Consider the following 22966-nt stretch of genomic DNA (forward strand, 5'->3'; position numbering starts at 1 on the left):
CTCAGGTCAGCGGCAGATAGCCAACCTCCCCCGCATCAGCTGCCGCAACCGCCTCATCATAACCGGCGTCGGCATAACGGATGATGCCGAGTGACGTGTCATTGGTGAGCGCCGTGGAAAGCCGCTCGGCAGCAGCAGCCGTACCATCAGCGACAATTGTTACGCCAGCGCTGGTCATATAGCCGGCATAACCGCCGCCGCCGGAGTGAACAACAACCAGATCGGCCATCGAAGAGCACAGCGTCATCGCATCCAGCAAAGGCCAGTCGGCAATGGCGTCCGATCCATCCTTCATATTTTCCGTCATGATATTGGGATGCGCCATGCCGCCGGCATCGAGATGATCGCGGGAAAATGCGACCGGCCCCTGAAGCGCGCCCTTTGCCACCAGATCATTGACCGCGAGCGCCAGGGCCGTCCGTTCGCCATGCCCCAGCCAGGCGATGCGGGCGGGCAGGCCTTCGAAGGGCACATTCTCGCGTGCCAGCCGGATCCAGTTGGTGACAATGGCATTGTCAGGGAACATGGCAAGCACGAGGTCATCGATTGCGGCAATGTCGCTTTCGTCCCCCGACAGTGCCATCCAGCGAAACGGCCCGATCGCTCGGCAGAAAAGCGGCCGCAGATAGGCTTCGGTAAAGATCGGGATGTTAAAGGCATCGGCAACACCGGCCTCGCGCGCCTGAGTGCGGATCAGATTACCATTGTCGAAAACCTCCGCACCTTTCTTCTGAAAGGCGAGCATGGCGCGGACATGATCGGCAATCGAAGCCCGACTTGCCGCCATCAGCTGGGCAGGGCCGTCTTTACGCAGACGACGCACCTCGTCCAGCGACATGCCTTTCGGCACATAGCCATAGACAAGGTCATGGGCCGAGGTCTGGTCGGTGACAATATCCGGCACGATGCCGCGCTTTTCGATCGCCGGAAAGATCTCCGCCGCATTGCCGACGAGGCCGACGGAAACCGCGCGTTTTTCCGCAACTGCCTTGTCGATTGCGGCAAGCGCCGTATCGAGATCGGGCGCTACCGCGTCGAGATAGCCGATTTCCCGGCGCTTTTCCGCCCGCTCCGCGTCAACGTCGACGGCGAGAATGGCAGCGCCGGCCATGCGGCCGGCAAGCGGCTGCGAACCGCCCATGCCGCCAAGGCCTGCCGTCAAGATGAAACGCCCGGCCAGCGAACCGGCGAAACGTTTCTCGGCGATGCGCATGAAGATTTCATAGGTCCCCTGAATGACACCCTGCGAACCGATATATTGCCAGGCACCCGCCGTCAGTCCGCCCCAGCAGATCAGTCCCTTTTCCTGCAGGTCGTAGAAGATCTCGGCCTTGGCCCATTGGCCGACAATATTGCAATTGGCCATGATGACGAGCGGCGCCTGTGCGTGGGTCTTCAACAGGCCGACCGGCTTGCCGGACTGGATCACCAGTGTCTGAGCCTCATCCATCGTGATCAGCGTTTTGACGATGCGGGCATGGGAGGGCCAGTTGCGCGCTGCCTTGCCGAGTGCGGCATAGATCACCAGATTGTCTGGATCCTCGCCGACCGAGAGCACGTTTTCCAACAGGCGCAGCAGTGCTTCCTGGCGCCAGCCCTTTGCACGCAGTTCCGGCCCGGAGGGGATCGGGAAGTTCGGATGGCGCGGATTTTCCTTCGGCATTTTATCCTCCCACTCAATCCAGTGCGTAATCGGCGATGGCAATGCCAAGCGCCTTTTCGACCGGCGGATAGACCGAACGGTCCCTGACGCTGGACGAAAGCGGGATCACCGTCTTCGGCACATGCAGCACGAAGATGGTCATGCCCTCATGCAGCTGTCCGACGCTCAAGGGTTCGCCTTCGGGCGACAGCGTCGTGATAACATCCGGGAAGGTGGCAAGCCGCCTGCCTCCGGCATCGTCAACTGCCATATATTCATTCATCACATGAAGGGTGATGGCCCGCTCGCCCGCACCGACCGTAACCGTGCCGACATCAAAGGCCTCATTGGTATAGACAACGTCTTTCGCCGTGATTTTGCCCTCGACAAGGATCGCGCCATTGGTGGTTCGGGCAATCGCATCAATCACCGCCGCCCCGCCCTTCGGCTCCGCCGCGATGATGGCCTCCCCCAATGTCAACGCCATGGAAATGCCGCCAAGGGCAGCATTGTCGCGCACATAGGATGCGCGCAGCGGATTGCGGCAGGAGGCGATGAAGCCGCCCGACTGATCGGCCGCCGTGCGCAGAACCGGCGAGACCTTGGCCGTCGCGCCACGCACGACAAGCTCGATATAGCGGTTTTCCGCGCGATTGCCGCCGACAGCGGTCTGGATCATCACGTCGGGCGATCCGGCCATGCCGATCGAGCCCATGTCACCTGTCGGATGTGCTCGGATATCCCCGACGGCATCGACGACCTTGGTTCCGAGGATGGCCGAGGGCAGCCAGCCGTTCAGCGTCGAGGACTTGCCATTTTGCCCGATGATCAGGCCGGCAAGCTTTTCGCCGAGCGCCTCCTGAAGCAGCTGCGCCGCTTTCACATAATCAACGCCCTGCATCTCCCACGGCGTGGTTGAGGCCGGTGCACCGATGGCGGCTGCCGTTGCCACCCAGGCATCATCATCAAGCTCATCGATGGAAACGAGTTCCGGCTTGCCGATCGACACGGCCGCATAGCCCAGCATGCGACCATGATCGGCCCAGCCGCCACCGCCGGCGGCATAGACGGATCCGCCCTTTACCGCTGCCTCGACATCCCGTTCGGTCAATATCCGGCCCATCATGCAACTCCTTTTCAATGCTGGCGCGGGATTTCGTTCAACCGCGCCTGATAGATTTTCCGACTACGCGGTCACCGCAATCCGGCCCGTCCGCCGCGCCAGTGCCCGCTCGATCATGACTAAACCATCATGGATCAGCAGTGCCAGCACCCCGACCACCAGCCCGCCCTGCAACACGAAGGCCGTGTTGGACGATAAGAGCCCGGCAATAATCACCTCGCCCAGCGTCTTGGCCGCCACCGTCGAACCGATCGTTGCGGTTGCCAGCGAAATGACGACCGAAAGCCTTACGCCTGCAAGGATCACCGGCAGCGCCAGCGGAAACTCGACCTGCACCAGACGCTGGAAATCGGTCATTCCGACACCGCGCGCGGCCTCGGACACATCTCCTGGAAGATTGGTGAGGCCGGTCAGTGCATTTTCGAAGATCGGCAGCAATCCGTAGAGAAACAGCGCGATCAGTGTCGGCACGGGACCGAAGCCGAAAACCGGAACGGCAAGGGCCAGCACGGCGACGGGTGGAAAGGTCTGACCGATATTCGCGATTGATCGCGACAACGGCAGAAACTCCACCCCGAAGGGCCGTGTGACAATGATGGCAAGCCCGACGGCAAAGATGGTCGCCGCAATGGTTGCCACCGCAACAATGGCGAGATGCGACAGCGTCAGCGATAGAAGACTGGTCTGGGTATAGATTGCCGGAGCGCCGTTTTTGGTCAGTGGCTGAAACAGCGGTGCGAAGCTTTCCGGTGTCACGATGAAGACGACCAGAAGCACCGCGAGCCCGATGCGGATGATATTTCCGGTCTTCATTGCGGCCCCGCTGCATTCGCGATCACGGCCGCACGGCTGACCCGGCCGATCAGAGCCCCGTCACGGCGCACCGGCAGGGCATCACGCCCGGACCAGAGCATTTCGGCCAGCGCATCCTTGAGCGAGGTTGACACATCGACGGCGTTCCCGGCGGCCTCTCCCTGTTCCACGAAAGGACCAATTGTCTCAAGCGACATCAGCCGGAAAGCACGCTCACCGCTGCCGAGCAATTCACCGACGAAATCGGTCGCAGGACGGGCAATGATCTCGGCGGGGCGTGCATATTGCAATAGCCGGCCCTCACTCATCACCGCGATCTTCGAACCAAGCAGGATCGCCTCGTCCATATCATGCGTCACCAGCACCACCGTGGTGGAGAGATCCCGCTGGATCGCCAGCAGATCCTCCTGCGCCGATCGTCGGATGATCGGATCGAGAGCGCCGAAAGGCTCATCCATCAAAAGGACGCTCGGCCCTGCCGCCAAAGCGCGGGCAACGCCGATGCGCTGCTGCTGGCCACCGGAAAGCTCATGCGGCATGCGATGGCGATATTGACCGGGTTCGAGATGAAACAGCGCCAGCAATTCATCGACGCGCATGTCGATGCGCTTCCTGTCCCAGCCGAGCAGCTTTGGCACGGTGGCAATATTCTCGGCGACGGTTCGATGCGGAAAAAGGCCATGACCCTGGATGGCATAGCCGATGCCGCGCCTGAGTTCATAGGCTGGCAAGTCGCGATTGTCGCGGCCGTCAATACGGATCGTGCCGGACGTCGGCTCGACAAGCCGGTTGATCATCCGCATCAGCGTTGTCTTGCCGGAACCGGATGTGCCGACAATCGCCGTGATTTCGCCGGTCTCGACCGTCAGCGACACATCATCAACGGCGGCGGCGCCATTATAGATCTTGGTGATGGCGTCGATCTCGATCATGCCGGCCTCCCCTCTTCTGACATTGTCCTGCCCCGGCTCTGGCTCAGCTCGACGGCGGCATCAAGCAGGATCGCGGCGGCAAAGGCCATGCCGACCACCGGCATGGCACCGAGCAACACCAGATCGGTCGCCGTCTGACTGATGCCCTGAAACACGAATGTGCCGTAGCCGCCGCCGCCGATCAGACCGGCAATGACGGCCAGGCCGATATTCTGCACCAGCACGATGCGGATGCCGGTCAGGATCACCGGAAAGGCCAGCGGCAATTCGATGGAAAATAGCAACTGGTGCGCGGTCATGCCCATGCCACGGGCTGCATCGCGCGCCGCACCCGGAACACCGTCAAGACCGGCCACCGTATTGGAGACAACTGGCAGAAGCGAATAGGCAAACAACGCCACAAAGGCCGGCGCAAAGCCGATACCGGCAATACCAAGCGCAGCTGCCCCGGGCACGTGAGTGCCAACCCAGGCGAGCGGTGCAATCAACAGGCCAAACAGCGCCATGGAGGGAATGGTTTGCAGGACATTGAGCGCATTGAGGATGGCTGCACGGATACGCGACACGCGGAAGCAGACAATACCAAGCGGAATGCCAACAATGCTTGCCGCCACCAGCGAGCCGAAAGCAAGCTCTATATGTGTGCGTCCCTCGCTCCAGAAGGCGCTGGCGCGATTATGATATTCCTTCAGCAGCGACAGATCATTCCAGGCACCGGAGACAAGCAGAAGCGCTATCGCCGCCATGGCAAGGCACAGAAACCCGATCCGTTTCAGCGGTGAAAGCTTCAGCCTGACCGTGGCATCGGCAAGCGCTATCGAAAAGGCAAACAGCATCAGATAGAAACTGCCGCCCGGTGAGACCCGGGCATAATTATTGTCAGCCGGGGTGAGATAGACGCCCGCGCGGCCGACGGCAACCGCAAGAAGCGCGATCACAGTAATGCTGACGGCCAGTCGCAGACGAACGGACGTCCGCAGAAAAAGCAGGAGTGACACCAGCAGCACTGCCGCGATCACGGCCATGGCCTGAGCCGGCGGCAGCGCCGACCAGATCATCTCGCCATTGGCCGGCACGATCCTGTTCGCACGAAGCAGCGCGAAAGGTTGCAGGCTGAGTGAAAACACCACAATTGCCGCGATAATGACCCCGAGCTTGTCCGGCCAGATCCGGCTTTTTGTTGCAAGCGCAGACGCGCCATGTGCGGGCATTGCGGCCCCCTTCCCGACATGTCTCAGACTGTTTCAGTGGTGTCGGGCCAGCGATCCGCCGGCCCGGAATGAAGCGCGATCGTTTATTTCACGAAACCCTTGGACGACAGGAAGTCGGAAGCCACGGCATCGGCCGGTTCGCCACCGACCTGAACACGGCCGTTCAGATCCTGAAGCGTTTCAAGATCGAGCGCCTCGAAGATCGGCTTCAAGATATCGGCGATGGCCGGATATTCGTTCAGGACCGCTTCGCGGATGATCGGGGTCGGCAGATAGACCGGCTGCACACCCTTGTCATCCGTCATCACCTTCAGACCGGACGGCGCGATGCCACCGTCGGTACCGTAGACCATTGCCGCATTGGCACCGGAAGTCTGGTTGGCAGCAGCGGCAATGGTCGCCGCCGTATCGCCACCGGAAAGCGTGATCAGCTGGCTTGAATCGAGGTGGAAGTCATAGGCCTTCTCGAATGCCGGAAGCGCCGAGGCCGAGGTAACGAATTCGGACGAGGCTGCCAGCTTGATCTTGCCGCCGCCAGAGACGTACTGGCCGAGCTCGGTCAGATCGGTGAGATTGTTTTCCTCGGCAATGTCCTTGCGGAGGGCGATCGCCCAGGTATTGTTGGCGTTGGCCGGTGTCAGCCAGACGATCTTGTTGGCGTCGTAGTCGAGCTTCTTGGCTTCCTCATAGCCCTGCTGGGCATTGTTCCAGACAGGAAGGTCAGTCTTGTTGAAGAAGAAGGCGGCATTGCCGGTATATTCGGGATAGATGTCAATCTGCCCCTGAATAATCGCCTGGCGAACAATCGGTGTCCCGCCGAGCTGGATCTTGTTGGTCACGGCAATGTCATTGGCCTTCAGAGCCTGAAGGATGATGTTGCCGAGCACGCCACCCTCGGTGTCGATCTTCGAGGACACCACGACCGGATCAGCAGCAGCGGCGGAGAAGGCGGTGAAAGCGGCAAGAGCGAGCATGCCGGAAAATTGCAAAAGACGTTTCATTTTCGTTTCCCTCTTGGTGCGGTTCAGGTCCGACGTCAGGTCATCATGCGGATGCCGTTGACAACGGCGCAAGAGCAAAAAAACAATCGAGAATGGAAAGCGGCGCCTGGCCTATCAATGCCGCCATGGTCGCGTCCGATCCGAGCTCCTCCTCGATCTGTTCGACCTCGGCCGATATCGGCCGGTCCTTGCGGTAAAATGCGGAATGTTTCCGGACGATCTCGTAGATATAGGCCGCGATTCCGCTCGGACAATCACCTGTCAAATCAATCGCCTGCGCTGCCAGCAGCGCCTCCAGGCCTGCCATGCGTCGCAACGCGCGGACCTGTCGCTCGAAGCGCTCCACCACCAGCGGCAGGAAGGCGGCTTCGTCTTCAATCCCCCCCGCGACCACAAGGGCCTGGGGCGAGATCGGTGCGGTCAGCGACAATGTTCGCACGAACATGTCACCCGCAAGTTTCAGCAGCGGGCCAAACCCCGTTGCAACGGTCCCCGGCGGCACCAGATTGACCGGCAGATCACGGCGGCCGCCATTGGCAAGGATCACGCTGCGATTGTAGATGTTGCGCGCCACATGGGCAATCGAGATCTGGGCTGCCTGAAGGTAGATCGTGACATCAAGCGGAAGCGAACCGCCGGAAGTGAGCACCTCGTTGCCGATCACCACCGGGTTGTCATCCGTGCGGCCCGTCGCCTCAAGCAGCGTTTTCCCGGCAATCGCAAGGCTTTCAATCGCCGTCCCGAAGACCTGCGGCATCATTCTGAGGCTGAGTGGATCCTGAATATGGGTTGCTTCAGCCCAGGGCCATGCCTCGGCGGACCGCATGAGCCAGCTGCCGATCTCCGCATGCGCGACCGTGCCAACCTCCACCACCGAGCGCCAGGGCGCACGCGAGGCGCCGAGCGAACCGGCTACGGCAAGTCCCGTCGCCAGCAGTACGCGCACGGCCAGAGCCGCCTTGTGCAGGGCGGAAGCCGAAGAGGCATAGCCAACCGCATTCAGCGAGAAAGAGGCAAGTGAATCACGCGGCTCCATCGACAGCGGTTTCAGCCCGGCTTTTTCAAACGCTTCCGTGACCGGCATGCGCTCCCCACGGTAGAAGGCTTCGCCAACGCCGGTCAGAGCGGCCCCCACCTGCCCCATCAAACCGATATCGGCACAGCCGATCGAGCCGGTGCGGCGCACGACCGGAATGCAATCGGTCCGCAACAAATCGCTGAACGCCTCGACCAGATCCAGCGAGCAGCCAACACGCCCGGTGAGTGCCGTATTGATGCGGATGGCAATCGCATTGCGCACCACATCAACCGGAAAGGCCTCACCCGTTCCGAAATGATGCGCGCGCACCAGACCGAGATTGAAATCCTGAAGCATTTCCGGCGTCCACTCGACATCCTTCATCGCACCGACGCCGGTATTGGCACCGTAAATGCTGGCACCATGGGCAAGCTGGTCTTCAACCACGCCACGCGCCCGGTTGATCCGCTCAATGCCAGCCTGGGTCATGACCGGAAGGGCACGCCCGGCGCCGATCTTCGCCAAGGACGCAAAGCTCAGCGGCTTGCCAGTCAGCATGATCGTTTCGAGCGGCGGATGCATGATTTCATCTCCTGGGCATGGCACTTTGGCAGACCTTAGGGCAGATCAGGCCGTGGAAAAACAGGGATCGATCTTCCCAATATGCTCCATCCTTACCCGTTTCAGCACCGTTCGGCCTGCGTTGAAAAAAGCCTATTGGATAAGTGACCAAAAGAGCATATCCCAGATCCTGAACGGGTGATGCATCATTTTTACGCATCGTCGGTTCTGCTCAAAATGGAGGCATGATGGATAGCTGGTCCTTCATCGCGGTTGAACGGGTTTTTCGCGCCGGCGGCATTCGTGCCGCTGCCCGCGCTCTGGGCCGCCCGGCCGCCAATGTCGCCGCTGCCGTTGAGCGCGTCGAAAGCGCTCTTGCACAAAATCTGTTTCGAGCGGCAGGCCAGCGCCTTGTCGCAACCCTTGAGGGACGCAGGCTGATGCCGGACATTGCCCGCTGTGCCGATGCAGCCCGCGATCTGGCAGCGCTCTCCCGTCAGGATCCGACACGGTTTTCCGTGTCACTTCCCGCATTGTTCCGCTTTTGCGAAGTGGCACGCAGCGGCAGCATCCGAAAGGCAGCCATGACGATCCGCATCGGCCAGCCGCAATTATCGCGCCAGATGTCGAGCCTTGAAAAGGCCTTCGGGCGCCCCTTGCTGGCGCGCGCGCCGGACGGGATCACCCTGCTGCCCGATGGCACGGACGTCCTTGCCCATGCCGAAGTCATGGAAGCGATATGGCGACGTCTGACCCGCACGGCCGGTCACCAGTTTCGTCGCGCCGAGGCAACGGGCCGGCTTGGCTCCATCATTCCGCTTGGCCCGGAAAGCAGCATCGCCAAAAGTCTTGCCGCGCTCGCGGCGCGCTGGATGAGCGAACGCCCTGCTCATCCGCTTTTCATCTCCTCCACCACGGCCGAGGATCTCCTCAACGGGCTTCAGCGCGGCATCTATGATCTCGCATTGCTGGATGTCGACCATGTCAGCGAACCGCTTGAGCGCCGCGTCATTGCCCGGACGGGTCTGGCGCTTGTCGGACATGAAGCGCTTTTTTCCGGTCCCTCGGGAAAGCTGGAAACCATCCTGAAGGAGCAGCCGATCGTCGTTCCAAGCCTGAGAAGCGGGTTGCGACAGAAGGCAACGACCCTGATTGCCGCCCATCTGAGCGACAGTGAACGGGACGCGATGCATCTGCTTGAAGTGGACTCCCTGCCCGTGATCGTCAATCTCCTTTTGGAGCATGGCTTCGTCGCGGTTCTGCCGCGCTCCGCCTTCATGACCATGAAGGCCCCGCTTGGCGCGATTGCACTTGGCCCGGCCTATGACCTGACCCTGTCGCTCGCCTGGCTGCCGCGCCCGGCATCACGTCGCCTTGCCGAGCGCGTCCTGGCGATGCTGGCCCTGTAAGATCTTATTCGTCCAGCGGATCGACCGGAATGTCGGCCTCGACCGGCACTGTCTCGTTCTGCAAAAGCCCGGCATCATTGAGCGCTTCTATATCCGGCAGTTCGCGCAGGCTCTCCATGCCGAACGCTGAAAGGAACTGCATCGTTGTCACATAGGTATAGGGCGCGCCCGGCGTCGGACTGCGCGGCCCCGATGTGATCATACCGGCGCCGCGCAGGGAACCGATCGTATCGCGGCTGACTTCGCGGCCGAAAATCGCCGATAGCTGGCTGCGCGTGATTGGCTGAAGATAGCCGATCGCTGCCAGCACCGTTGTCTCATATTCAGACAGCGCCGCCGTGGCCGAGCGCGTTGGCACCGTTGCTGCACGGATCGCATCGGCGAAGCGCGGACGCGTACGATGTTGCCAGCCGCCAGCCACGAAAACCAGTTCATAGGGCCGGTCGGCAAGCTCGGTATTGAGATCATCAATCAGCAGATCGATGCTGCATGCCGTGCCGACAAGCGGTGACAGGACATCACGCGGAACAGGCTCCGAGGCTGCAAAGATCACCGCCTCGACCCGTTGCATCCACTCACGCCACCTGAGCGCCTGCGGCAAATGCTGAAGCTCGCGATCGAAAAGCCTCTCCTGCCGATCGGTCCGGCTGCGCCGCCGCGCTGGTCTTGCTGATCCCGTATTCGCCATGATCAAATCCCGTAGATGCGAAAAGAGGAACGGCCCGACAATTCACGCACGGCACCAAGTGCCTCCAGTCGCTGAAACATCCGCATCGACGCCCAGCGTGACAGACCCGAGGCCGGCACGGTGGCCGGCACGGCATCCTGTCCAAGAAGCATCGCATAGATCCGATCGGCACCCTTGGTGCGGACCTGACGTCGTGCGGCAAGCAGGCGATCCGCCCCCCTTGCAACAGTTGATGCAAGTCTGAGTGCCATGTCGGCGCTTTCCACAACCGCCATCGCAACGGCAGCCGCAAAACCTGTATCACCCGGCATGATACGCCCCCTGCCCTGCCCGGAGCGAAAGGCGGCTCCATAGCGCGCCGTCATCATAAGTGGCACAGGATGTGTCCAGTTCAGCCGATTGGCAATCACGAGATCGGCCAGCCCAAAGGCCAACGCTTCTGCTTCAGGATGGTTCTCGTAGCAACGCCGGACAAGCTCGGCTGCGGCAATGGGCGGAGCACTTGCCGACTGGAGCGCATCGTCAAGAAGGTCGATTGCTGCATCGATCAGCTGCGGCGAGGGCAAGCCGAGAGCGACAGCAAGATTGCGAACCCGCGCAGCGCCGATGCCGCTGTCACGCGCTGATAGCCCGGCAAAGCCTGAAACCATGGCACCGGCTGGTCCCGGATCGCCATCTGGTGGCGTCAGCAAAACCGCATCCCGCAGCATCGCCTCATCTTCACGCCGGCCGGCAAGGCGCACCGCCGCTGCCGCGCAACGAAGCGCCTGTCTATTGCGCCAGCACCCCGCCCAGACTGGCGCACGCACGCTCAGATCATCAAGGCATTTCAGCGCCGCTCCCGCAGCAAAGGCCGCATCGGCAAGGCTCTCGCGATTTCGTCGCGATATCGCCCAGCCCGGTATTTGTGGAACAGGCAAATCTGAGGTCTCTGTGCCCTGCTTGGCAGGCCCCGGCATGGTACGTCCTTTGATTCGAGCGCTTTGTAGCGGATATCTATCTATAACCGCACATCCTGTCGGGATCAACGATACCGCTGATTTGCCTGCGAATCTGACACACTGGCCAGCGTAACACGAAACATCGCGCTGTGCCCCTGATAAAGCAGTGCCCATTATAATGCGACTATAGATGTTTAATATTTCCTTTCATCTACTATTGATTGCATTTATGGCGGCACAAAACCACACGGTGATTTTGACCAGAAGATCTTTCAGCAGCCTGTCCGGTCCGAGGAAACAGGCTGCCTGCCTCAGCCGGATCGTCATCTGAAAAACGGCAACAGCGTCAGCCATTGACGCGATGAAGACGCATTGGTCCGGCGATCATCGCCACTCGGTGGCCGTTTGGACGCCATACAGAATGACGCCAGAAAAGACGAAGACATGCCCAAGAACAGCAGCCGCTACAGCATAGACGATCAGGCCACCGCCACGAGGGCGCCGGTCTATGCCGGATTGGCGGGTTGCGCTGACCTTGCCAATCATCCTGACGACAGGCTGGAGATTGCCGCCTCAGCCGCCACCCTGCTCTTCCCTCGCCTCGTTCTCGCGCATTTCAAGGCAAGGATCGCAATGCTGCGCGGCTCCCGTCTGGGCCGTCGCGTCATCGAGCGATGCGCGGCCAGGCTTTCCCTGGCACCCGCCACAGCGCCCGATGACATCACCGGGCTAGTCGAAATCTTTCGCGGGTTCAGACCGCATCCGATCGACCGCTATGACAGCCTGGCAACGACGCTGGCTCTGCTTTATTTCCTCTCGGGCGAAGGCTGTGATGCGGCGGTCGAATTTCAGACCGACGACAGCGGCCGCGCAACGGGAGCGCGGTTGATCCTGAACACGGGTCGGGAACCAGCCGAAATCATGACGCCGCACAGATGATCAATCGTCAGAAAGCCACACGACCAGCGCCGCGACAGTGAAATCGCAATTGACATTATTGACGGCGACTTTGGCACGGTCCGAGGAAAGATCTGTTTTCCCCTAGCATTGACAGGGTAAGATATCGGCTTCACTTCCACCCTTTGCCTCGGTAAAATCTGGACTCCTGAGTCCTTTGACAAAGCGATTGCCATGCCCTCCACAAATGCCCTTCCCTTTCCCGACTATTCAGACGTCGTTGCTGCTGCGAGCAGGATCAAAGGAGCGGCGCATGAAACGCCGGTTCTGACATCCACAACGGCTGATGCCCTCACGGGTGCCAAGCTGTATTTCAAAGCAGAGAACTTTCAGCGGATCGGCGCTTTCAAGTTTCGCGGCGCCTATAATGCCATTGCCGCACTGACACCGGAGGAACGCGCGCGAGGCGTGGTCACCTATTCCTCAGGCAATCATGCGCAGGCCGTCGCCTTGGCTTCCCGCCTGCTTGGCTGCGCTGCGACCATTATCATGCCGGCCGACGCCCCTGCGGTGAAAATGGCAGCGACCAAGGGCTATGGCGGCACCATCCACACCTATGACCGCTACACAGAGAACCGCGAAACCATCGGTGCGGCCTTGGCCGAAGAGAAGGGATTGACGCTGATCCCACCCTATGATCATCCGCATGTCATCGCCGGGCAGGGCACGGCCGCCAAGGAACTTCTTGAGGCTGCTGGAACGCTTGATGTGCTCCTCGCCCCGCTTGGCGGCGGCGGCCTGCTTGCCGGAACGGCGCTTGCGGCCAAAGCGATCAATCCGTCCATCAAGGTTATCGGAGTAGAACCCGAGGCGGGCAATGACGGGCAGCAATCGTTCCGCAGCGGCAAGATTGTCGAGATCGCCGTTCCCAAGACGCTGGCCGATGGCGCCATGACCACACATCTCGGCCATTACAATTTCCCGATCATCACCGAATATGTCGATGACATCGTCACGGTCAGCGACAGCGATCTGGTCAAGGCCATGGCCTTTTTCCTTGAACGGATGAAAATCACTGTTGAGCCGACAGGCTGCCTGGCCGCCGCCGCCGCCCTTTTCAACATCGTGCCAGTCACAGGCAAGCGGGTTGGAATCATCATATCCGGCGGCAATATCGATATTACAAGGATCGGAACACTTCTCGCGTCTCAAAGCTGACAAATCGGCGGAAAAGTTTTCAATTGAAAACTAGACACGCCAAGCCCGATCTCGTAGCACCTAGATTTTTAACTGGTTCAACGCAAATCATGTTGAGCCTGTTTTCAATTGAAAACAGATGATCGATACAGGTGCCTATAATAATAAAGCCGCAAACCCGATCTTCCTAAAAAAGAACCATCCGGACAGAACCGCGAATAGGGGGCTGAAACCCTTTGGCTGCAAGCAATTCCGTCGCAAGACTGCCAAGCAGTCGCGCTATACTCACCAAGGTAGCCATTAACCTTCTGTTAAATAAAAATATCTTGCAGAATCGCAGGCGATCATGCAGCCTTAGCGTAAATTTTGCCATTTCGGGATGAAAACCGTCAAATGAACGACAAGCTCGCAGAAAACATCGAAACCAACACGGCCGCGAAGATTGAGGACTATACCCTCCGCCTGTCGAATGAGCTTCAGGATATGCGTCATCGCATGTATCCGCCAGAGGCCGAAAAAGCTTTCACCAGAACGTTTTCGACCTCCGATCTCGTGCGCCTTCTCGATATCCCGGAAAGCACGTTGCGGGCGCTGACCATTGACGGGAAGGGACCGCAACCGCATCGCGCCGACAACAATCGCCGCATCTACACAATTGATCAGATGCTGGAACTCCGTCACTTCCTGGCCGAACGCCGGCCTGACGATGCGTTGAGGCTCTGGCCACGGCGCCGGGAAGGCGAGAAACTGCAGATCATTGCCGTGGCCAATTTCAAGGGCGGCAGTTCCAAAACCACCACATCCTCGCATCTGTCGCATTATCTGGCGCTTCAGGGCTATCGTGTCCTGTGCCTCGATCTCGACCCCCAGGCCTCACTGACGTCGATCTTCGGCCTGCAACCCGAATTCGATGTCGCCGAGAATGAGACCGTTTATGCCGCGTTGCGCTATGACAGCGAAAGGCGTCCGCTCGCGGACGTCATTCGTCAGACCTATTTCCCCGGTGTCGATCTTGTCCCGGGCAATCTCGAATTGATGGATTTCGAATTCGATACGCCTGCCTATCTCGCCTCGCGCGACCGCGACATTCTCGGTCTTTTCTTCGAGCGTCTGAACAATGCCATCGCTTCGGTTGAAGACAGCTACGACTTCGTCATCATCGATACACCGCCATCGCTTGGCTATGCGACACTTGCGGCACTTTATGCCGCGACCGGGCTGATCGTCACCGTTCACCCGGCCATGCTCGATGTGGCCTCATGCAACCAGTTCCTGATCATGATCTCTGACCTGTCGGAAACGCTGGAGCAGTTCGGCGCCCAGTTCAATCATGACTTCCTCCGTTTTCTGCTTACCCGGGTCAATCCGAATGACGGGCCGCAAAAATATATGTCGAGCGTCATGCGCCGGCTGTTCGGTGAGGATGTTCTGGTCGCCGATGCTGTGGAATCAACCGCGATTGCCGGCGCCGGGGTCGCAAAGAAGTCGCTTTATGAACTTGAAAGCGGCGAAGTGGGGCGGGAGACCTACAAACGCGCGCTCGAAAGCGCGGATGCCGTCAATTGTGAAATACTCGAACTCCTGAAAAGTGTCTGGGGCAGGCCGGTATGAAGAAAAGCATCCTCAAAATGATGTCCGAAGGGGCGGTCAATCCCCCGGCGGAAGGCGAGGCGCCAAGGCCGCAAGGCCTCGGCCATCGCGCCCGGCGGAGTTCGCCCGTGATCGCCAATGTCGGCAAGGCACTCTCCGGCCTGTCGGAAGACAGTATTGTCAGCCTCGATCCCACAGCTATCGATAGCTCCCCCTTTCAGGACCGTTTTGAAAACGATCCCGAAGTCGAGACGGAAATCGAAGAGCTGGCTGCTTCCATTGCTGCCGAAGGACAGAAAATCCCAATCCTTGTTCGCCCGCATCCCGATGGAGGCGAACGTTATCAGCTTGCCTATGGCCACCGGCGGCTGGCCGCGATCAAGTCTCTGATTACCCAAAGCGATAAACCCGACACTATTCGCGTCAAAGCCTATGTCCGCACGCTCAGCGACAATGATCTCCTGATCGAGCAGAGCCTCGAAAACGGCGTTCGTGAGAACCTGACGTGGATAGAGCAGGCAGTTTGGGCTGCCAAGCTACGCGATGCGGGCTTTTCCGGCGGTGCCATCGGGCGCACGCTCAGCCTGTCGAAAACACCGGTCTCGCTGATGCTGAAAGTTTCGTCCAGCCTGCCGCTCGATATCGTGCTTGGTATCGGCCGGGCGAAAAATGTCGGCCGGCCGAAATGGCTCGCCTTTGCCGAACTGCTTGAACAGGGTGGAACAGAAGCCGCTGATCGTGTGCGAGCCCTGTTTGCTGATGCTGACTTCCAGGCCGCCGATGGCATTCGCCGCATGGCACTTGCCACCAAGGCGGCAAAGGGCAGGGCAGGGGGGACGGCAGTGCCACCTGAAAGCCGCGAAGTCACGGCTGACGGTCGTATCTTTGGCCGGCTCAAGTCGACCCCTTCCGGCACAACGCTGGTTATTCCCAAGGCAGAAGCGGATTTTGCCGAATGGATCAGCACACGCATGGAGGGGCTGGTCAACGAATACCTGGCAGAAGGTGCCAGCAAAACCAAAGGAGACATGCCATAAGTCAACGAAAACCGCCTCACAGTGAGGCCGCTGAAAACCAACAATCATCATTTGAAAGAGGACATGCAGAACCGCAAAAGAAAGGCCCCCGAATGTGAAATCCGGAAGCCTCTCGAAGTACTAAGCACCCTTTGAGTCGCATTTCCTGAAAACACAGTCAATAGCCTGAAACGAAATTTCTCGTTTTGGGGGTGGATTTCTTTTGCCTGTCGAAAGGTAGAAGACATGCATAGCGAAATCTTGTCGACGTCCTTCGGGCGGCGAGCGCTTTCACATGCGCAAATTTCAACACAACAAGCTGTACGAAGGCTGAATAGCGAGGTCAGCGAAGACAAATGGCTGGCGTTCCGCAAGCTGCGGGCAGCGGCACCCGCCCTCGGCCTTACCGACCGCTCACTCACCATCGTCAATGCACTCTTGTCCTTCTACCCGGACAGAACGCTGCGCAGCGGACCGGCTCTGGTGGTCTTTCCGAGCAACACAACGCTTGCCGACCGGGCCAATGGCATCTCACCAGCCACGCTTCGGCGGCATCTGGCGCTTCTGGTCGAGGCTGGCATCATCATCCGCCGCGACAGCCCAAATGGAAAGCGCTATGCCCGCCGGTCTGCCGGGGGAAAGCTCGACTACGCCTATGGCTTCGACCTCTCCCCGCTGATTGCCCGGCAGGCGGAGTTTCACGCGCTTGCTGAAAAGGCGAAAGCAGAACGCGAAACCAAGCGTCGGCTCCGCGAGCAGATCACCACGACGCGTCGTGGCCTCGCCAAGGGGATCGTTTTTCTCAGCGCTTGCGAAAGACACGACGCCGCAGCCCGGTTTCAAGACGCCTATGCCGACCTGAGTGGAAAGCTGTCTCCACGCCTTGGCATCGATGATGCACGCGCCATCCTGCACGCCTTCTCGGCGCTCTTGAGCGATCTCGACAAGCTATTGGAAAAGCTCACAAATGTTGAAATTCTGAGCGCCAGTGAACCGCAAAATGAGCGCCACATAGAAGACCAAACACCAGAATATAAAACCAAAACGGATCTTCAAATTGATCGCAGGCCGCATCGACTGGCAGACAGTCTGAAAAATCTACCGAACTTCAGCAAGGATATCCTGTCCGGTCTCAGACCTGCTCCCGACAGTCTTGTCAGAGCATCCGATATCGCCGCCCGGCTATTAGCCATCCCCACCGCAACACTCAACGCCTCCCGGATAAAACTCGGCAGTCGCAATACCGCTCTCGCCATCGCCGTGCTCTACGAAATGGGAGAGAATATCACCAATCCATCAGCATATCTTACTCTAATTACTAAGAAAATTGAAAATGGTCAGACGACGATCGATGATTTTCTTGTTTCAAGCCACTTTCGTCGGACCTATCTCTCGGAGGCGGAGAAATTAGCTGAAAACACCTCACCCGTGCTCAAAATCAGCACGCAGCTTAGCCAATCTCTATCTGCCGGGCGATCGCGTTTCCTCCGCAACAGGGCTTGAACCTCTAGTTACTAGAGGGCTTAAGACCGAAAGAAGCGCAACCAAACCATGCGGAGAGCAGGATGGCTAAGGCTGAAAATCGGATGGAATGGCAGGTGAAAGGCATGGACTGTGCTTCATGTGTCGCCAAGGTCCGTCATGCCGTAGAACGGATTCCCGGCGTCTCGAATGTCGACATTGCCTTGATGAGCGAGCGATTGAAACTCGATCTTGACCCTGACAACGGCAACCGACAGGCCGTTGAAAAGGCCGTTCGTGCGCTTGGTTACGGCATTACCGCCAGCCAAGCAGCGTCCGATAATACGCAGACACACCAACACGCATCTGATCACGACTGCGGCCAAGATCACCACCACCATCACGCCCATGCACAATCCGAAACCCATAGTCATGGGCACGAAGAAGCAGAACCCGATCAAAGCTGGTATCAGACATCGAAAGGACGTTTGGTCCTACTTTCTGGCGCCTTGCTGGTTCTGGCTTGGATCGCCGAGATCGCCTTGCCCGCGCTTGGCCTCTGGCCTTTCGTCATCGCTTCGCTTGTCGGTCTTGCACCGGTGGCAAGACGTGCCTTTTTGCTGCTGCAAACCGGGCAGCCCTTTACCATTGAAAGCCTGATGACCGTTGCAGCCCTCGGCGCGCTGTTTATCGGTGCTGCGGAAGAGGCCGCTCTTGTCGTCTTCCTCTTTGCCGTGGGGGAAGTTCTCGAAGGTGTTGCTGCCAATCGTGCGCGCGCCGGTATTCGCGCGCTGGCCAATCTGGTGCCGAAGACGGCATTGCTCGAGATTGACGGCACAACGCAGGAGGTTCCAGCTTCCAGCCTCAAGATCGGTCAGACCGTGCTGGTGCGCCCTGGCGAGCGCGTGCCGGCCGATGGCGATATCATTGAAGGCATTTCAGGCGTCGATGAAAGCCCGGTGACCGGCGAAAGCGTACCGGTGACCAAACGGCCAGGCAGTCCGGTTTATGCCGGGTCGATCAATACCGAGGCAGCCCTTCGGATAGCGGTCAACACGAAGCCGCAAGACAATACGATTGCCCGGATCATCCGCCTTGTCGAAGAGGCGGAGAGTGCGCGTGCGCCGACGGAACGCTTTATCGACCGCTTCAGCCGTTATTACATGCCCGCGATTGTTGGCCTTGCGCTTCTGACCATTCTTCTGCCGCCACTGCTTGCGGGCCAGCCCTGGGATGACTGGATCTATCGCGGGCTGGCGCTGCTTCTGATCGGCTGCCCCTGTGCCCTGGTGATTTCTGTTCCTGCATCAATTGCCTCGGCGCTATCGTCTGGTGCCCGCCATGGTTTGCTGGTCAAAGGGGGGGCGGCGATTGAGGCGACGGCGAAAATCCGCCATGTCGCTTTTGACAAGACCGGGACACTGACACACGGCAAACCGCAGGTTACCGATATTGTCGCCGTAACCCGGGACGAAACTGCATTGTTACGGCTCGCAGCAGCGGTCGAGGCCGGATCGAACCATCCGCTGGCGCTTGCCATTCTTTCCTGCGCGGAAGAAAAAAATGTCGCTGTTCCTGCGACAAGCGAAGCAAAGGTTTTGCCGGGGGAGGGGGCTGAGGCGCGGCTTGACGGGGTTTTGCTGCGTGTCGTCAAACCTGATTTTGCCAGGCGGACCGGGCTGGTCACATCGAAGGTCGATCAACGGATCGGTGCGCTTGAAGCTGCTGGCAAGACCACGGTCGTCGTTCTCGCCGAGGATCGGCTGGAAGGTCTGATCGCGCTTCGCGATGATCCGCGGCCTGATGCAAGCGCGGCGATTGCAGCGCTGAAGACCATGGGCATTTCTTCAGTCATGCTGACTGGTGATAATGAGCGCACCGCCAAGGCGATTGCCGGCGAGCTTGGTATTGCCGTCAGGGCCGGGATGATGCCCGATGACAAACTTGGCGCTATTCGCGCGATGACAGGCGAGGGCGTCATCATGGTTGGTGATGGCATCAATGATGCACCGGCGCTGAAACAGGCCAATGTTGGCGTCGCCATGGGATCGGGAACCGATGTCGCCATGGAAACGGCGGATGCCGCCATCCTGCGTAACCGCGTCTCCGATATCCCGGCGCTGATCCGTCTGTCGCGGGCAGCTATGGGCAATATTCACCAGAATATCGGTTTTGCACTGGGTTTGAAGGCGATTTTTCTCGTAACCTCCATCCTCGGTATCACCGGATTGTGGATTGCGATCATGGCTGATACGGGCGCCACGGTTCTGGTGACGCTGAATGCGCTCAGACTTCTCGGCTACAAGCCATCGGATGAAGACGAGGCCTGATTTGGCATGGTCTTCGTGCGGGTTGCCTTGATGGTTTGCCGAGCCTTGCGAAAAATGCATGGCCGCTTTGAACGAAACCGGCTGCCTGAAACGATACAGTGCGCCTATATCAAGCCCATCGAAGTTGATGAGCCCGGTTAAGAACGGGCTTGGAAAGGTCCCGAAAGGGGATAAGACAATGGGTATGGCACGTTCTTTCACCAGCTGGATCAAATATCGCAAGACCGTCGGCGAGCTGGGCCGCATGAGCGAGCGCGAACTGGCCGATCTGGGCATTGCCCGGCAGGATATTCATCGCGTCGCCCGCAAGGCATCCTTCTAGGAATTTCTGCCGGTCATGTTCGACCGGTCAATGGTTTCGAAACCGCGCATTCCTCCTCCCAGTGTGGTTTCGATAGGGCTGATGACCCTCCTCCTCCCAATCGTCAGTCTGTTACAATGACGCTCGCCGGATCCTCCTCCCCCGGTGGGCGTTTTTGTTGTCAGCCACGTCATCCTTGTGCGAGGCGGCGGGCTGTATCTCCTGGTTCTGCGGTTTTGGATCGGGAAGCAGAGGCGATTTCCGGCGCATGATGGGCGCGGACGGATGCCGTTGCTGCCAAACGCCTCGCTCTTTCAGCCGCATATTGGCAAGACGATCTATCGTATCGGCAAGTGTGAGCGTCCGGATCGTGGCAATTTCGGCAAGATTGGCCGAAAGCGCCTTTTGCCTTTGCTGTTTCTCTTCCTCTTCACGGATTTGGCAGAGGCGCTGGAAGTTCAGCTTCAAATTTACGTTTGCGCATTGTTTTTTCTTGATGATCCGTCGCGGGCATTCTTCGTCAGGCTTGGCTCCGACCGCGGGTTGCGCATCGAATGCAATGTGTTTCAGCCCCATGGTTCTCTCTCTGCCAGCTTGTGAAAGCACGAGTTTAAGAACTTTCTGGCTTAGGTAAAATTCACTTTCTCCGATTAACTTGTGATTGTGCCGATTGCCTCTGTCACAGCCGGAAGGCGGAGACGGCGGCCCGCAATGCACCAATGAGCGCGATGAAGAACAGGCCATAGCGGGTGAAGAAGCGCCAGTGCTCGCTGGTCATGCGCCTGACGGCAAAAAGGCCGATCAGATATCCGGCGAGTGTTACCGGCAGGAACAGGACGAGTTGACCAGCAAAGCCATCCGGAACGGTGCCATAGGCAAAACGCATGATCAGCGTCATCAAGTCGATCAGGCCGAAGAACAGCGCGAGTGTGCCGCGAAAGCGATCCGGCGCGAGCCTTTTTGCCAGAAGCCAGGCGACAACGATCGGCCCGCCGGCAGCAAAAGCTGACAGCAGGAAGCCGACGATGAGCGAGGCGACCATTCCGGCAGCCGGTGTTGCCAGAAGGGCAGGGGGCTTCTTCACCATTGACACAAGGGCTGCTGCCAGAACGGCAAGCCCGATGCAGAATTTGGCGGTGTCGTCATCGATGGCATGGGCGAAAAGCGGGCCGAAGGCGGCGCCGATGATGCCGAAGACAAACATCAGCGTGAAGCTTGGCCAGTCAACGGGGGCGCCCTTGCGCTCAGCGAGGATAAGCCCGGTGACCATTAGGTCCGAGGCGATGACGAGCGGTGCCAGAAGACTGGCACTGAAAAAGGGGCTGAGCCCGATCATGGCGATCAGGGCGAAGCCGAAGCCGGTGACACCGCGAAAGGCGGCTGCCAGCAGGATGACGGCGACGGAAACAAGAATGCTCACGATTGCAGGCCTTTCCGGGCCCATGTCCGGCGAAGGATATGAAGCATGCCCGCCCCGGCAGATGACTGACGGCGCGGGCCGGCGGATCAGATGGCTGACAGGACCGACTTCAGCGTGTCGAACAACTGGTCATAGTCGTTATCGGTCATGATGAAGGAGGGGGCCAGAATGATCGTGTCATTGGTGACGCGAAGAACCGCGCCGGCGGCATAAAGGGCCTTCAGTGTGGCAAAGCCGCGGCTTCCGGGCTTTTCCCCCTGCGCAAGGTCGATACCAGCGAGAAGGCCATAGCCGCGCACGCCTGTAACGACCGGCATGGTCGCGGCGAGATCCTCGACACGGGCCAGGAAGCCGGGACTTGCGGCTTCAGCACGGGAAAACAGCTCCTCGTCATGATAGATCTTCAGCGTTGCTAGGGACGCCGCACAGGCAATCGGACTTGCCGACCAGGTATAGCCATGCAGGAACTCAATGGCATCCGGCGAATTGTCAACGATTGCGTGATAGACATCATCCTGCACCGCAACCGCCGCCATCGGGATATTGCCGTTGGTAATCGCCTTGGCCATGGTCATCAAATCCGGCGTCACGCCGAAGCTTTGGGCGGCAAAGGCCTTGCCGGTGCGCCCGAAACCGGTGATGACTTCGTCAAAGATCAGCAGAATACCATTGTCAGAGCAGATCTTGCGGAGCCGCTCGAGATAGCCCTTCGGCGGCACGAGAATGCCGACAGAGCCGGAGATCGGTTCGACGATACAAGCGGCGATCGTATCGGCGCCATAGAGGTCGATCTGGCGCTGAAGGTCGTCGGCAAGATCGGCGCCGGTTTCCGCCTGGCCCGTGGTCTTGAGGGAAAAATCCTGCTGGGTATGTCGGATATGCGAAACACCGGGCATTCCAAGGCCGAACTGCTCGCGGTTCTTGACCATGCCGCCGACCGACCAGCCTGCGAAGTTGACGCCGTGATAGGCCTTTTCACGGCCGACAATGCGCTGGCGCTGGGCTTCGCCCCGGCGGCGATGATACTGAATGGCGATCTTGATGGCAGATTCAACGGCTTCCGAGCCGGAATTGCCGAAGAAGATCTTGTTCATGCCCTCCGGCGTCAGTTTGGCGATCTCGGTGGCAAGCCTGAAGGCACCGGGCGTGCCGAACTGAAACGGCGGCGCGAAATCGAGCGCGGTGACCTGGGCTGCGACGGCTTCTGCAATTTCGCGCCTGCCATGGCCGCAAGGTGTGGTGAAGAGGCCTGAAACACCATCGATCAGCTTTTCGCCACGGTCATTCCAGTAGTGAACGCCCTCAGCGCGCGCCAGAATGCGCGGATCGGCCTTGAAGGCCCGGTTGGCCGTAAAAGGCATCCAGTAGTCGTCGAGGGTCTGGTTCACGGTGGCATCCATCGTCATGCGTCCTTG

The 22966-nt window shown here is 59.4% G+C and carries 20 protein-coding genes; 8 read left to right on the top strand and 12 right to left on the bottom strand.

What is annotated here, in order from left to right; translation table 11 throughout:
* Nucleotide 1: 1 nt before the first annotated feature.
* The 7 genes from FJU08_RS15325 to FJU08_RS15355 form a co-directional block, all read right to left on the bottom strand.
* Nucleotides 2–1663: a urocanate hydratase gene (locus FJU08_RS15325; protein WP_141149892.1), complete on the bottom strand. Its 1662-nt coding sequence runs from the start codon at nucleotides 1661–1663 to the stop codon at nucleotides 2–4.
* A 13-nt stretch (nucleotides 1664–1676) separates the two neighbouring features.
* The gene (locus tag FJU08_RS15330) at nucleotides 1677–2765 is read right to left on the bottom strand and encodes a DUF917 domain-containing protein (protein ID WP_141149893.1); all 1089 of its coding nucleotides are present in this window, start codon (nucleotides 2763–2765) and stop codon (nucleotides 1677–1679) included.
* A gap of 63 nt (nucleotides 2766–2828) precedes the next feature.
* A complete protein-coding gene (locus tag FJU08_RS15335; RefSeq protein ID WP_141149894.1) occupies nucleotides 2829–3578 on the bottom strand; it encodes an ABC transporter permease in 750 nt (249 codons plus the stop codon).
* Nucleotides 3575–4510 (bottom strand): ABC transporter ATP-binding protein, encoded by a 936-nt coding sequence (locus FJU08_RS15340; protein WP_141149895.1) that lies wholly within the window; start codon nucleotides 4508–4510, stop codon nucleotides 3575–3577. The genes FJU08_RS15335 and FJU08_RS15340 overlap by 4 nt, the downstream gene beginning before the upstream one ends.
* Nucleotides 4507–5721: an ABC transporter permease gene (locus tag FJU08_RS15345; protein ID WP_141149896.1), complete on the bottom strand. Its 1215-nt coding sequence runs from the start codon at nucleotides 5719–5721 to the stop codon at nucleotides 4507–4509. The genes FJU08_RS15340 and FJU08_RS15345 overlap by 4 nt, the downstream gene beginning before the upstream one ends.
* A gap of 83 nt (nucleotides 5722–5804) precedes the next feature.
* Nucleotides 5805–6695 carry a glycine betaine ABC transporter substrate-binding protein OsmF gene (osmF, locus tag FJU08_RS15350; protein WP_407943716.1) on the bottom strand — a complete coding sequence of 297 codons (891 nt, stop codon included), beginning with the start codon at nucleotides 6693–6695 and terminating at the stop codon, nucleotides 5805–5807.
* Between the two features lie 70 nt (nucleotides 6696–6765).
* Nucleotides 6766–8322: an aromatic amino acid ammonia-lyase gene (locus tag FJU08_RS15355; RefSeq protein WP_141149898.1), complete on the bottom strand. Its 1557-nt coding sequence runs from the start codon at nucleotides 8320–8322 to the stop codon at nucleotides 6766–6768.
* Nucleotides 8323–8549: 227 nt separating this feature from the next.
* On the opposite strand from FJU08_RS15355, the gene FJU08_RS15360 reads away from it, so the two are divergent.
* Nucleotides 8550–9710, top strand: a complete 1161-nt coding sequence (locus FJU08_RS15360) for a LysR family transcriptional regulator (protein ID WP_181409865.1) — start codon at nucleotides 8550–8552, stop codon at nucleotides 9708–9710.
* Nucleotides 9711–9714: 4 nt separating this feature from the next.
* Here the strand turns inward: FJU08_RS15360 and scpB are convergent, their stop codons facing one another.
* Entirely contained in the window at nucleotides 9715–10398 is a 684-nt protein-coding gene (gene scpB, locus FJU08_RS15365; protein ID WP_141149900.1) for an SMC-Scp complex subunit ScpB, read from the bottom strand.
* A gap of 2 nt (nucleotides 10399–10400) precedes the next feature.
* Entirely contained in the window at nucleotides 10401–11318 is a 918-nt protein-coding gene (locus FJU08_RS15370; RefSeq protein ID WP_235890744.1) for a DUF1403 family protein, read from the bottom strand.
* A 465-nt stretch (nucleotides 11319–11783) separates the two neighbouring features.
* Here FJU08_RS15370 and FJU08_RS15375 point away from each other — a divergent pair, with 465 nt between their 5' ends.
* The 7 genes from FJU08_RS15375 (at nucleotide 11784) to FJU08_RS15405 (ending at nucleotide 20152) form a co-directional block, all read left to right on the top strand.
* On the top strand, nucleotides 11784–12278 hold the full coding sequence (locus tag FJU08_RS15375; RefSeq protein ID WP_141149902.1) for a hypothetical protein: 495 nt from the start codon (nucleotides 11784–11786) through the stop codon (nucleotides 12276–12278).
* 192 nt (nucleotides 12279–12470) lie between these two features.
* Complete coding sequence (locus FJU08_RS15380; RefSeq protein ID WP_141149903.1) at nucleotides 12471–13454, top strand: threo-3-hydroxy-L-aspartate ammonia-lyase; 984 nt, start codon at nucleotides 12471–12473, stop codon at nucleotides 13452–13454.
* Between the two features lie 372 nt (nucleotides 13455–13826).
* Entirely contained in the window at nucleotides 13827–15044 is a 1218-nt protein-coding gene (gene repA, locus FJU08_RS15385; protein WP_141149904.1) for a plasmid partitioning protein RepA, read from the top strand.
* Nucleotides 15041–16060, top strand: a complete 1020-nt coding sequence (repB, locus tag FJU08_RS15390; protein ID WP_141149905.1) for a plasmid partitioning protein RepB — start codon at nucleotides 15041–15043, stop codon at nucleotides 16058–16060. Before repA ends, repB begins: the two co-directional genes overlap by 4 nt.
* A 225-nt stretch (nucleotides 16061–16285) precedes the next feature.
* On the top strand, nucleotides 16286–17542 hold the full coding sequence (gene repC / locus FJU08_RS15395; RefSeq protein WP_141149906.1) for a plasmid replication protein RepC: 1257 nt from the start codon (nucleotides 16286–16288) through the stop codon (nucleotides 17540–17542).
* A 62-nt stretch (nucleotides 17543–17604) separates the two neighbouring features.
* Nucleotides 17605–19830 carry a heavy metal translocating P-type ATPase gene (locus FJU08_RS15400; RefSeq protein ID WP_141149907.1) on the top strand — a complete coding sequence of 742 codons (2226 nt, stop codon included), beginning with the start codon at nucleotides 17605–17607 and terminating at the stop codon, nucleotides 19828–19830.
* Between the two features lie 178 nt (nucleotides 19831–20008).
* Nucleotides 20009–20152, top strand: coding sequence for a DUF1127 domain-containing protein (locus tag FJU08_RS15405; protein ID WP_141149908.1), 144 nt, complete (start codon nucleotides 20009–20011; stop codon nucleotides 20150–20152).
* Nucleotides 20153–20263: 111 nt separating this feature from the next.
* Here the strand turns inward: FJU08_RS15405 and FJU08_RS15410 are convergent, their stop codons facing one another.
* The 3 genes from FJU08_RS15410 to aptA form a co-directional block, all read right to left on the bottom strand.
* Nucleotides 20264–20707 (bottom strand): hypothetical protein, encoded by a 444-nt coding sequence (locus FJU08_RS15410; protein ID WP_141149909.1) that lies wholly within the window; start codon nucleotides 20705–20707, stop codon nucleotides 20264–20266.
* Nucleotides 20708–20810: 103 nt separating this feature from the next.
* The gene (locus FJU08_RS15415) at nucleotides 20811–21551 is read right to left on the bottom strand and encodes a sulfite exporter TauE/SafE family protein (RefSeq protein ID WP_181409866.1); all 741 of its coding nucleotides are present in this window, start codon (nucleotides 21549–21551) and stop codon (nucleotides 20811–20813) included.
* 86 nt (nucleotides 21552–21637) lie between these two features.
* Nucleotides 21638–22951 (bottom strand): omega-aminotransferase AptA, encoded by a 1314-nt coding sequence (gene aptA, locus FJU08_RS15420; protein WP_210245245.1) that lies wholly within the window; start codon nucleotides 22949–22951, stop codon nucleotides 21638–21640.
* Nucleotides 22952–22966: the final 15 nt, after the last annotated feature.

The organism is Martelella alba (genome assembly GCF_006516955.1).
GTDB classification, from domain to species: domain Bacteria; phylum Pseudomonadota; class Alphaproteobacteria; order Rhizobiales; family Rhizobiaceae; genus Martelella; species Martelella alba.